This window comes from Catellatospora coxensis, from assembly GCF_016862635.1.
Lineage (GTDB): Bacteria > Actinomycetota > Actinomycetes > Mycobacteriales > Micromonosporaceae > Catellatospora > Catellatospora coxensis.
On sequence record NZ_BONI01000087.1, the window covers coordinates 25,577 to 36,345 of the forward strand.

Annotated in this window: 11 protein-coding genes; 9 read left to right on the top strand and 2 right to left on the bottom strand. The window is 73.4% G+C overall.

The window, feature by feature from the left end; genetic code table 11:
• Positions 1-101 precede the first annotated feature (101 nt).
• A complete protein-coding gene (locus Cco03nite_RS35345) occupies positions 102-374 on the top strand; it encodes a GlsB/YeaQ/YmgE family stress response membrane protein (protein WP_203698303.1) in 273 nt (90 codons plus the stop codon).
• Positions 375-417: 43 nt separating this feature from the next.
• Here the strand turns inward: Cco03nite_RS35345 and Cco03nite_RS35350 are convergent, their stop codons facing one another.
• On the bottom strand, positions 418-1,050 hold the full coding sequence (locus Cco03nite_RS35350) for an alpha/beta hydrolase (protein ID WP_203698305.1): 633 nt from the start codon (positions 1,048-1,050) through the stop codon (positions 418-420).
• A 174-nt stretch (positions 1,051-1,224) separates the two neighbouring features.
• Here Cco03nite_RS35350 and Cco03nite_RS35355 point away from each other — a divergent pair, with 174 nt between their 5' ends.
• From Cco03nite_RS35355 to Cco03nite_RS35365, 3 genes are all read left to right on the top strand, one after another.
• Positions 1,225-1,689 carry a MarR family winged helix-turn-helix transcriptional regulator gene (locus Cco03nite_RS35355; protein ID WP_203698307.1) on the top strand — a complete coding sequence of 155 codons (465 nt, stop codon included), beginning with the start codon at positions 1,225-1,227 and terminating at the stop codon, positions 1,687-1,689.
• Positions 1,686-2,345 carry a hypothetical protein gene (locus tag Cco03nite_RS35360; protein ID WP_203698309.1) on the top strand — a complete coding sequence of 220 codons (660 nt, stop codon included), beginning with the start codon at positions 1,686-1,688 and terminating at the stop codon, positions 2,343-2,345. The genes Cco03nite_RS35355 and Cco03nite_RS35360 overlap by 4 nt, the downstream gene beginning before the upstream one ends.
• Before the next feature lie 367 nt (positions 2,346-2,712).
• Positions 2,713-3,615: a hypothetical protein gene (locus Cco03nite_RS35365; protein ID WP_203698311.1), complete on the top strand. Its 903-nt coding sequence runs from the start codon at positions 2,713-2,715 to the stop codon at positions 3,613-3,615.
• Here Cco03nite_RS35365 and Cco03nite_RS35370 read toward each other — a convergent pair.
• On the bottom strand, positions 3,597-4,826 hold the full coding sequence (locus tag Cco03nite_RS35370; RefSeq protein WP_203698313.1) for a cryptochrome/photolyase family protein: 1,230 nt from the start codon (positions 4,824-4,826) through the stop codon (positions 3,597-3,599). The genes Cco03nite_RS35365 and Cco03nite_RS35370 overlap by 19 nt on opposite strands.
• A 68-nt stretch (positions 4,827-4,894) precedes the next feature.
• On the opposite strand from Cco03nite_RS35370, the gene Cco03nite_RS35375 reads away from it, so the two are divergent.
• From Cco03nite_RS35375 to Cco03nite_RS35395, 5 genes are all read left to right on the top strand, one after another.
• Positions 4,895-5,815, top strand: coding sequence for a MerR family transcriptional regulator (locus Cco03nite_RS35375; protein WP_203698315.1), 921 nt, complete (start codon positions 4,895-4,897; stop codon positions 5,813-5,815).
• 127 nt (positions 5,816-5,942) lie between these two features.
• Positions 5,943-6,815, top strand: a complete 873-nt coding sequence (locus Cco03nite_RS35380; RefSeq protein ID WP_203698316.1) for a GNAT family N-acetyltransferase — start codon at positions 5,943-5,945, stop codon at positions 6,813-6,815.
• Positions 6,812-7,918 carry an o-succinylbenzoate synthase gene (menC, locus tag Cco03nite_RS35385; protein WP_203698318.1) on the top strand — a complete coding sequence of 369 codons (1,107 nt, stop codon included), beginning with the start codon at positions 6,812-6,814 and terminating at the stop codon, positions 7,916-7,918. The genes Cco03nite_RS35380 and menC overlap by 4 nt, the downstream gene beginning before the upstream one ends.
• Before the next feature lie 55 nt (positions 7,919-7,973).
• Positions 7,974-8,300 carry a hypothetical protein gene (locus Cco03nite_RS35390; protein ID WP_203698320.1) on the top strand — a complete coding sequence of 109 codons (327 nt, stop codon included), beginning with the start codon at positions 7,974-7,976 and terminating at the stop codon, positions 8,298-8,300.
• A 70-nt stretch (positions 8,301-8,370) separates the two neighbouring features.
• Complete coding sequence (locus Cco03nite_RS35395; RefSeq protein ID WP_203698322.1) at positions 8,371-9,927, top strand: N-acyl-D-amino-acid deacylase family protein; 1,557 nt, start codon at positions 8,371-8,373, stop codon at positions 9,925-9,927.
• The last annotated feature ends 842 nt before the right edge of the window (positions 9,928-10,769 follow it).

Consider the following 10,769-nt stretch of genomic DNA (forward strand, 5'->3'; position numbering starts at 1 on the left):
CTCGGTGCGGCCACGCGATTTCCGGCCGCTTGAGCAGGTGTTGGTTTGGTGTCGACGCGGTGCGGGCATCGCCGTGTCAACGACAGGGAAAGGAAAACACCGTGGAAATCACCGGTATCTTCACCGCCGTCATCATCGGTCTGGTCATCGGTGTGCTCGGTCGGCTGGTCCTGCCGGGCCGGCAGTCCATCGCGCTGTGGCTGACCATCCTCATCGGCGTCGTCGCGGCCCTGCTGGGCACGTTCGTGGCCGGCGCCTTCGACGTGGCGAACACGGGCGGCGTCGACTGGCTGGAGCTCCTCTTCCAGATCGGATTCGCGGCGCTCGGCGTCGCGCTGGTCGCGCCGATCGCCTCGCGATCGAACGTCGACTGACCCCACAGCCTCGATGCGGGCCGGGCGCCATGCCCGGCCCGCATCACGCTGTCCGGACCCGGTCCGGCTCGCCGCGGGGGATCTGCGCGCGCACGAAATCGCCGACGAGCCGGTGCCAGTACCGGGCGCGGCGCAGCATGCCGTGGCCGTCGCCGGTCACGGCGAGGAAGGTGACGTCCGCTCCGGCCTTCTCGGCCGTGGCGGCGTACCGGCGGGAGGCGGCCGGGTCGGTGATCCGGTCGGCGACGCCGTGGGCGATGAGGACGGTGCGCCCGGCGAGCTGCTCGACGGGGTCGCCGGGTTCGATCCACGGTGCGAGCGCGCAGACGGCGCTGACCTGCGGATCGCCCGCACCCCACAGGGCGGCGCGCCCGCCCATCGAGTGTCCGACGAGGACGACCGGCAGCCCGGGGTGGCGGCTGCGGGCCTGGTCCAGGGCCCATTCCAGGTCGCGTACCGGGTCGGCGGCCGCGCCGTTCCAGCCCCGGAAGCGGTAGCGCAGCCGCCACACCGTGACGTCGCCGGGCAGGGCCCGCTGGAACGGGACCATGCGCAGGTACGCGGCCCGGCCGCGGTGCGCCCGCCCGTGCCCGTCGGCCGCTCCGCCGTGCAGCAGGATCACCAGCGCCCGCGGGCCGCCAGCCGCCGCACGGATCTCCAGCGCGGGTACGCGCATGTCTGCTCCCTCGATCACGTGAGCCGGGGTCGCCGGCTCCTGTCATCTGTAGCGCACGCGAGAGCCGGACAACCATCCGGCCACCCGGTGGCCCTCCTTGCCGCGCAGATAGTGGTGTGCCATCATTGTGTACCTAGCACATAGTGAGTGTGCGTCACGATCTCGGGAGGAACGATGGCCGAGCAGCGGCACCTGGCGGCGCTCGACCGCGTGCTCGAACTGGTCGTGCTGCTCAACAAGGACATGACCGAGAGCCTGGCCAAGGAAGGGCTCACCCCGTCCCGGACCACCCTGCTCTGGCTGCTGCGCAGCACCGGGCCGAGCACCCAGCGGGCGCTGGCCGACGGGCTCGGCGTGAGCGCGCGCACCGTCACCGGCCTGGTGGACGGGCTGGAGGCGACCGGCTTCGTGACCCGCCGGCCGCACCCCACCGACCGCCGGGCCCTGCTGGTCTCGTTCACCGAGCGCGGCGCGGCGGTCGTCGCCGCCATGGAGCAGGAGCAGGCCGGATTCGCCGACCTGCTGTTCGGCGGCATGTCCGAGGACCGGTTCGAGTGCCTGCACGCGGGCCTCGGCGAGATCGTGGACCGGCTGCGCGCGGCCGGTCTGACCACCACCCCCGGCGAGGAGCCCTCATGACGACCCCCGCGTCCCCGTCCCGATGGCAGCAGGGCTGGCGGCTGGCCCGCCGGCTGTTCGCGTACGAGGTGGGCATGTGGCGCAGCCTCTACCGCTGGGTGCTGCGCCGGCCGCTGGTGGCCGAGGACGGCGGCGCCGCGTTCGGCTACGCCAAGGCGATGACGCCGGTGATCTGGGTGTTCATCATCATCTCCGCGATCGAGATCCCGGCCGTCGACCTGCTGCTGCCGTGGGAGAGCGCGCGCCTGGCCCTGGCGTTCGTGGGCGTGTACGGCCTGGCCTGGATGATCGGCCTGCTGGCCATGGTGAAGGTGCACCCGCACCTGGTCGTGCCGTCCGGCCTGCGGCTGCGCCACGCGGCGACGATCACCCTGTCGATCCCGTGGGCGAACGTGGCCTCGGTGAGCACCCGCAACCGCTCGCTGCCGGCGAGCCGCACCTTCCAGTACGAGCAGACCGCCGACGGCACCGTGATGAGCGTCGTCATCCTGAGCCAGACCAACGTGGACGTGGTGCTGCGCGAGCCGACCGTGTTCCAGCTCCCTAAGGGGCCGACGGAGCCCGTCACGCACGTGCGGGTGTGGGCCGACGACCCGAAGGCCCTGGTCGCGGCGGCGCGCGAGCACCTGACCCGCTCCGGCGCGCCCGCGGCCTGACGTTTCGCCAACCCTGGTCCAGAGTCCATGATCACGCGGTCTGTGATCTTGGTCCGGACTGCGTATCAGCAGGTCAAGGCGAAAAGTGGAGCCTGGGCGGCCCGTGGGGCGATGAGATCCATCTCGCGTAGTCTGCCCTCTGACCCTGCACGGCCCGCGTTTGTGCAGGTAGAAGTGCAGTGTGGGCGGCCGTCCTTCGCCGCGGAACCGGTACCGCTGCTGGAGGGTGCTGTTCCATGTGCGGCTACATCTTTTTCGATGTGCCCACATCGAAAAAGATGTAGCGGCGCGCACCGACACCTGTTGTTCCGGCGGCCCGGTGATCACGGCGCAACGGGCTGCCGCCGCCCGCGGTACGCTGCCCGCCGTGACCGGCCACCGCGACGACTTCTCCCTGGGCATCCGTGACGACGAGCCACCCACCACGGCCGCGCTGCGGCGGATCCTCGGCGAGGCCGCGGAGGTCGTCATCGTCGAGGCGTCGCCCTACAATCTGGACAAACCGGATGCCGAGCGCATCACGGTGTCCGGCGCCGAGATCGGCGAGCTGGCCGAGCTGCTGGCCATCGTGGACGGCGGCACGGGCGATCGGTGCCGGTGCCTGGGCTCGCCGACGATCCTCGTGCGCGACGCGGCCGGCCGCGACATCGCCCAGTGGACCCTGCACCACCAGACCGGCCTGCGGGGCATCGGCGACAGTGACGCCGACCTGCGCGACGGCCCCGCGCTCACGGACTGGCTCGCCGAGCACGGCCTGACCGGACCCCGCGAGATCCAGCGGATGCTGGCCGAGTACGCGGCGCAGGAGGAGGTCCGCCGGGTCGCATGGGTGCGGGCCGCGCCGCCCGGACTCACCGAGGCCGCCGAGGCCGCGTCCCGCCGGGAGGACGACGACGCGGAGGAGCGGCTCGCCGAGCTCACCGCCGTGCGCTTCCCCGATGCCGCGGAGCGGATCGCGGTGCTGCTGGCCTGGGCGGGTTTCACTCCGCACGCCCCGCCGGTGCCCGGGGGCGGTACGCCCTGGCACGAGCTCGCGCCACGGCGGATGCTGCTCCAGGAGCCCGCCGAGGCGATCTTCGAGGTGCTGGCCGCGGCGCCGCCGACACCTGCCCAGCTCGACGGGGCGGCCGAGCTGTTCACCGACCTCGACTGGAAGGGGCGGCCGGACCCGCCGGAGCCGCTGCGATCGGTGTTGATCGCGCACGTCACGGCGACGGGCACCGACCCGATGCGGACCCGGATGGGGTGGGGCTACGGCCGGGCGGGCTGACCGCCCGTTCCGGTCCAGCGGCGCACGTACTCGCCGTCGGGGTCGAAGCGCTCGGCCTGCCGGTCGGGGCTGAAGCGCCGGTACGGCTTGGTGTCGGTGCCGGTCCCGGCGACCCACTGCCAGTTGCCGTAGTTGTTGGCCACGTCGGCGTCGATCAGCAGCCGGTTATACCAGGCCGCGCCGTCGCGCCAGTCCAGCCCGAGGGTCTTGGTCAGGTAGGAGGCGGTGACCAGCCGCGCCCGGTTGTGCATCCAGCCCTCGGCCGCGAGCTGCTTCATGCCGGCGTCCACGATGGGCACCCCGGTCTCGCCGGCCTGCCACGCCTGCAGCGCTTCCGGGTCGTCGTGCCACTGCTCTTGCGCGCCCGGCCGGAACGCCTGCGTGCCGAGCTTCGGGAACGCGGCCAGCAGCTGGTGGTAGAAGTCGCGCCAGCACAGCTGCCGCAGGTACGCCTCGGGCATGCCGTCGGTGGTGGCCAGGGCGAGCGGGGACAGGCAGCCGAAGTGCAGGTACGGGCTCAGCCGCGAGGTGGCGTCGCCGGGCAGGTCGTCGTGCCGGTCGGCGTACGCGGCTGCCTTGGTCCTCCAGTTCCTGACCCGGCGCAGGGCTTCACTTTCGCCGCCGCTCATCGGGTGCGGCGACTCGCTCTTCGCGTCGCCGAGCACGGTGCGCGGGTCGTCGCCGGTGACGCCGTCGGGCAGGTGCACCTTGCGCGGGGTGGCGACCGTGCCGCGCCAGCGCCGCGACTGCCAGGCCCGCCAGTACGGGGTGAACACCTTGTAGTGGTCGCCGCCGGTGGACGGGGTGACCTCGCCCGCGGGGACGATCGTGACGCCGGGGAACAGTTTGAGCGCGAGCCGCTCGCGTGCGCAGGCCCGCGCGAGCCGCTCCTGCCGGCGCGCCGCGTACCCGGACACGTCGGCGGTCAGCGCGATGCCCTCGGCGCCGACCTCCCGGGCGGTGCGCACCGCCTCGGCGACCGGGTCGCCGGAGCGCACCAGCAGGTCGCCGCCCCGGCGGCGCAGGCCGTCGCGGAGGTCCTGCAGGCTCTCCAGCAGGAAGCGGCGGCGGTTGTCCGGCACGGTCAGCGCCGGGTCGGCGACGAACAGCGGGACCACCCGTTCGGCGTTGGCGCAGGAGGCGGCGAGCGCGGGATGATCGTGCACGCGCAGATCGCGGGTCAGCAGCAGGACGACGGTATTCATGATCATCCCCAGACGTCGGCGGGAGATAACGATGCAGCAATCAACGCAACTGTACGCTGCGATAGGCTGCTGACGTGGCAGGCGAGGACGAAGGGCTGAGCGCGGGCGCCGTCGCCCGGCGGCTCGGCATCGCCGTCACCACGTTGCGCACCTGGCACCAGCGCTACGGGCTCGGCCCCAGCGGCCACGACCCCGGCCACCACCGCCGCTACGACGCCGACGCGCTGGCCCGCCTGGAGACGATGCGGCGGCTCACCGCCCAGGGCGTGCCCGCCGCCGAAGCCGCCCGCGTCGCTCGCTCCGCCGGCGCCGACGGGATCGCGCAACTCGCCGAGGAGCGCCCGCACACCCGCGACGGCGGCGGGCACACCGTCGCCGTCGGCCCGGCCGGCGCGCAGGCCCGCGGGCTGGCCCGCGCCGCCATGCGGCTCGACGCGCTCACCGTGCGCCACCTCGTGCAGGAGTCCGTCGCCGAGCACGGCGTCGTCGACGCCTGGCAGGACCTGCTGGTGCCCGTGCTCGTCGGCATCGGCAACCGGCACGCCGCCACCCAGCGCCTCGTCGACGTCGAACACCTCGTCTCGCGCTGCGTCAGCGAGGTCTTCGGCGGGGTGCGCCGCCCCGCGCCCGGCTCGCCGGTGCCGGTGCTGCTGGCCTGCGCCGACGAGGAGCAGCACAGCCTGCCTCTGGAGGCCCTGGCCGCCGCGCTCGCCGAACGCGGCGTCGCCGCCCGGCTGCTCGGCGCCCGCGTCCCCCCGCGCGCCCTGCTCGACGCCGTACGCCGCACCGGCCCGGCCATCGTCGTCATGTGGTCGCACATGCCCGAGACGGCCGACCTCGCCACGCTGCGCGCCGTGCTGGAGCTGCCGCACCGCCCCGCCGTCGTCGCGGCCGCCGGCCCCGGCTGGCCCGACGAGCTGCCCGACGGTGTGCTGCGGCCGTGCACGCTCGACGAGGCGCTCACGCTCGTCGCCACGGTCAGCCCGGTGCCCTGACCTCCCACCAGCCGCCATGTGCGCGGGCACCACCGGTGGTGGCCGCTTTCGTCGACCGCGACCATCAGCGGCGACCTGCCCGGCCATACGCTCAGGGCATGACGAGTCGGCGGGAGAGTGGGGCGACGTGACGCAGCAGATCACCGTGGACGCGGTGGTGCGGGCCGAGGAGCTGGCGCGGGCCGCGGCCGACCGGCTGGGCGTACGCATGCGTGAGCTGTCCACCGTGCCGGAGCAGAACCGCGCGGCCGACCTGCTGTGCCGGGTCTGGCGGGCCGACTCGCCCGACCAGCTCATCAACGCCGGCATGCTGCGCGCGCTGGAGCACTCCGGCAACTACGTCGTCGGGGCATACCGCGGCGACGACCTGATCGGCGCGGCCGTGGGCTTCTTCGGCGCCGGCCACCTGCACTCGCACATCGCCGGGGTGGACCCCGCCAAGCAGAGCGGCGGCGTCGGCTTCGCGCTCAAGCAGCACCAGCGGGCCTGGACCCTGGCCCGGGGCATCGGCGAGATCTGCTGGACCTTCGACCCGCTGGTACGCCGTAACGCGTACGTGAACCTGCACAAGCTCGGCGCGACGGCGGCCGAGTACCTGCCGGACTTCTACGGCGAGATGAACGACGGCATCAACACCGGCGAGGCGACCGATCGCGTCTACGTGCGCTGGGAGCTGCTGTCCCCGGCCGCGTCGGCCGCCGCCCGGGGTGAGGTGCGCGAGGTCGACCTGGCCGCGCTGCGCGCCGCCGGGGCGGCCGAGCTGCTGAGCCGCACCTCGACCGACGCGCCGACCCTGCCGCCGACCCGCCCGCCGACCGACGCCCGGGTGCTGCTGGTCGCGGTGCCGGCGGACATCGAGCGGCTGCGGGTGGAGCACCGCGACGTGGCGAAGCTGTGGCGGGCCGCGGTACGCGACGCGATCTGCGGGGCGCTGGAGACCGGCTACCGGATCACCGGGATGAGCCGTGAGGGTTGGTACGTGCTGGAGGAGAAGTCATGAAGGTGACCGGGTTCGAGCTGCGCCGGATCGCGATGCCGCTGGTCAGCCCGTTCCGCACCTCGTTCGGGGTGGAACACGACCGCGACGTGCTGCTGGTGCGCGCGGTGACCGAGGACGGGGCCGAAGGCTGGGGCGAGTGCGTGGCGATGTCCGAGCCGCTGTACTCCAGCGAGTACGTGGACGGGGCCGCCGAGGTGATCCGGCGCTTCCTGATCCCGGCGGTGCTGAGCCTGCCCGACGCCGATCCGTACCAGGTCGAGGTGCCGTTCGCGAAGATCAAGGGCCACCCGATGGCCAAGGCGGCGGTGCAGACGGCGCTGCTGGACGCGAAGCTGCGGATCGCGGGCATGCCGCTGGCGGCGCACCTGGGCGCGGTGCGCGACCGGGTCCCCGCGGGCGTCTCGGTCGGCATCATGGACTCGATCCCGGAGCTGCTCGAAGCCGTCGAGGGCTACCTGGCCGAGGGCTACCTGCGGATCAAGCTGAAGATCCAGCCCGGCTGGGACGTCGAGCCGGTGCGCGCGGTGCGCGAGCGCTTCGGCGACATCCTGCTCCAGGTCGACGCGAACACGGCGTACACCCTCGCCGACGCCCGCCACCTGGCCAAGCTGGACCCGTTCGAGCTGCTGCTGATGGAGCAGCCGCTGCCCGAGGACGACATCCGCGGCCACGCCGAGCTGGCGAAGCAGGTGCGCACGCCGATCTGCCTCGACGAGTCGATCACCAGCGCGCGGGCCGCCGCCGACGCGATCGCGCTCGGCGCGACGTCGGTCGTCAACATCAAACCCGGCCGGGTCGGCGGCTACCTGGAGGCCCGCCGGGTGCACGACGTGTGCGCCGCCAACGGGGTGCCGGTCTGGGTCGGCGGCATGCTGGAGACCGGTATCGGCCGCGCCGCGAACGTGGCCCTGGCCGCGCTGCCCGGCTGCGTCCTGCCCGGCGACACGTCCGCCTCGGACCGCTACTTCCGCCGCGACATCACCGCCCCGTTCGTGCTGGCCGACGGGCACCTGGCCGTGCCGACCGGGCCGGGCGTGGGCGTCGACCCGGACCCCGACGCGCTCGCCGAGGTCACCACCGCCACGGAATGGATCGCCCGCTGACCTCTTCGCCCCGTTTGGCCGGACCGGGACCGCCGCCGTCGGCGACAATGACGGCGTGGCTGCGCGTACCCGGCTCCGGATCGACTGGCTGCCGCTGGTCGCGGTGCTGCTGTGCCTGCTGTCGGCGGGCGGCTACGTGATAGCCGTCGTCGAGCAGGGCGGCACGCCGGTGCTCTGGTTCGTGGGCGCGCTGCTGGTCGCGGCCGCGCTGACGCTCGGCGGCGCGCTCGGCTCCCGGCGGCGGCGCGCCCCGGCCCTGCTGGCCGCAGGCATCCTGCTGTGCGGGCTCGGCGCGCTGGCCCTGTTCAGCGTCGGCATGCCCCTCATCGCCGCCGGCCTGATCGCTTTCGCGGCCGCGGGTCGCGCCCGCGTCACCACCTGACCTGTTCATGATCCGGCGTGCGGTCCGCAAACCGCGCCGCCACCACCCCTTCCCCCGAGGAGCTCGAACCATGCACGACCTGCTGTTGCGCGGTGGCACCGTGCACGACGGGCTGGGCGGCCCCGGCACCGTCGCCGACGTCGCGATCACCGGCGACCGGGTGACCGCCGTCGGCGCCGGCCTGGGCCCGGCCCGCCGCGAGCTCGACGTGACCGGCCTGGCCGTCGCGCCGGGCTTCATCGACGCGCACAGCCACTCCGACCCGGTGCCGCTGATGCCCGAGCCGCAGCCGTTCAAGCTGTTCCAGGGCGTCACCACGGAGATCGTCGGCAACTGCGGGTTCTCGTTCGCGCCGCTGGACGCCGCCGCGATCGAGGCCACCGGGCCGCTCTTCGGGGAGCTGGCCGGGGGCGTGCCGGTCGTGCCGCGCGACTTCGCCGGCTACCTCGCCGACATCGCCGCGGCGGGCCCGACCAACCACATCGCCGCCATGGTCGGGCACAACACCCTGCGGGCGTACGCCAACGGCATGGACGAGCGGTTGCGCCCCGGCGCGCTGGAGCAGATGTGCCGCCTGGCCGACGAGGCGTTCGCGGCCGGCGCGGTCGGCCTGTCCAGCGGACTGATCTACCCACCGGGCAGCTACGGCGACACCGCCGAGCTGGTCGCCCTGGCCCGGGTCGCGCACCGCTGGAACCGCCCGTACACCACGCACCTGCGCAACGAGGACGACCGGCTCGCCGAGGCCCTCGACGAGGCGATCGCCATCGCGACGCAGGCCCGGGTCCGGCTGCAGGTCTCGCACTGCAAGGTCGCCGGCAAGGCCAACCACGGCGGCGGCAAGGCGCTGCTGGCCAAGCTGCACGCCGCCCGCCTGGCCGGCGTGGACGTGCGCGGCGACCAGTACCCGTACCGCGCGGGCGGCACCTTCCTCAACGCGCTGCTGCCCGGCGCTGCCCTGGTCGGCGGCACCGAGGCGATGCGGGCCCGGCTCGCCGACCCGGCCGAGCGGGCGCGGCTGCGCGCCCTGGCCGAGGACCTGACGCAGCCCAACGGCTTCTGGGCCCGCGCGACCCCGGCCGACGTCTTCGTCACCACGCACGCGACCCGGCCCGAGGTCACCGGCCGCACCCTGGCCGAGCTGGCGGGCGCGGGCGACGCCTTCGACACGCTGTGCGAGGTGCTGCTCGGCGACCCGGGCGCGGGCATGGTGATCACGCTGATGGCCGAGGACGACGTCGAGACCATCATGGCCGATCCGCTGATCGGCATCGGCTCCGACAACGGCCCGCCGGTCGGCCTGCAGCACCCGCGCACCTGGGGCTGCTTCCCGCGGGTGCTCGGCGAGTACGTGCGCGAGCGCGGCCTGCTCACCCTGCCCGAGGCGGTCCGCAAGATGACCTCGGCGATCGCCGACCAGTTCGGCCTCACCGGGCGCGGCTTCGTCGGCGAGGGCGCGGTCGCCGACCTGGTCGTGTTCGACCCGGCGACGATCGGCCACGACGGCACCTACGCCGTGCCCGACGTGCGGCCGACCGGCGTCGAGCACGTCGTGCTGGCCGGCCACGTGGTGGTCGAGGCGGGCCGGTTCACCGGCGAGCGGCACGGCCGGGTGCTGCGCGACTGAGGACTTCGCCGGGACGGTGTGCCTGTCGCCGCCGCTGCCCACGGTGCGGCAGGACTTCGACGAGGCCGCCGTCCACACGTCAGCCGCACGGGCCGGCGCACGGGAGGTGTCGCTCTGCGCGGCCTACATCTTTTTTGATGTGGGCACATCAAAAAGATGAAGGCGCCACCGAGGATGTGTATGCGAACCGCCGCCGAGCCTTGTCGCGTGGTTCTGGGAGACACGACGGAAGGGGGACGCCGTAGATGGGGCCGACGGCTGGCGACAGTGCGAGAGCCACGTGCTGCTTCTGCCATGACGTGATCCGGGTCAGCGAGGACGAGTACGGGATGCAGGTGCAGCTGGCCCCGATGGCCGGCTCGAAAGTCATGCAGGTGATGTGGACCCACTCGTCGTGTCTGAGGGATCGGCTGCACCCGCACATGGCCGTCTGGTGGGAGTGAGCACAGGTGATGCGGGCTCGCGGCCTGCTGTGCATTGCCTGGGAACGTTGAGAGGGCGCTGAAAAGTGCTGCATGATCGACCCTTGTGATCAGCAAGGGTCGATGCGACGATGCATCTACTCGTGTGGAGCCTCACGCGGATCGGGCGGCCGAGGGCAACCGGTGGGACCGGACGGCGCCTGGTTGGCCGCTGCGCGGCCGCCGCGTATCCGTCCCGTCCACGGCCCGATCCGGGACATGCGGCCGGCACCCGCTCCATGAGGAGATCTCGTGAGTATCCGCACGTTGAGGCGTCGCGTCGCGCTGGTCGCGGTCGGCGCCATGGTCGTGGTCACGGGGGCGACGATCGCGTCCCCGGCCCACGCCGCCGTGTCCTGCCAGGTGACCTATACGAAAGCA

Coding starts and splice junctions, on each gene's coding strand:
- menC (WP_203698318.1), top strand. CDS start 6,812: ATGAAGGTGACCGGGTTCGAGCTGCGCCGGATCGCGATGCCGCTGGTC.
- Cco03nite_RS35360 (WP_203698309.1), top strand. CDS start 1,686: ATGACGACCCCCGCGTCCCCGTCCCGATGGCAGCAGGGCTGGCGGCTG.
- Cco03nite_RS35355 (WP_203698307.1), top strand. CDS start 1,225: ATGGCCGAGCAGCGGCACCTGGCGGCGCTCGACCGCGTGCTCGAACTG.
- Cco03nite_RS35370 (WP_203698313.1), bottom strand. CDS start 4,826: ATGATCATGAATACCGTCGTCCTGCTGCTGACCCGCGATCTGCGCGTG.
- Cco03nite_RS35395 (WP_203698322.1), top strand. CDS start 8,371: ATGCACGACCTGCTGTTGCGCGGTGGCACCGTGCACGACGGGCTGGGC.
- Cco03nite_RS35350 (WP_203698305.1), bottom strand. CDS start 1,050: ATGCGCGTACCCGCGCTGGAGATCCGTGCGGCGGCTGGCGGCCCGCGG.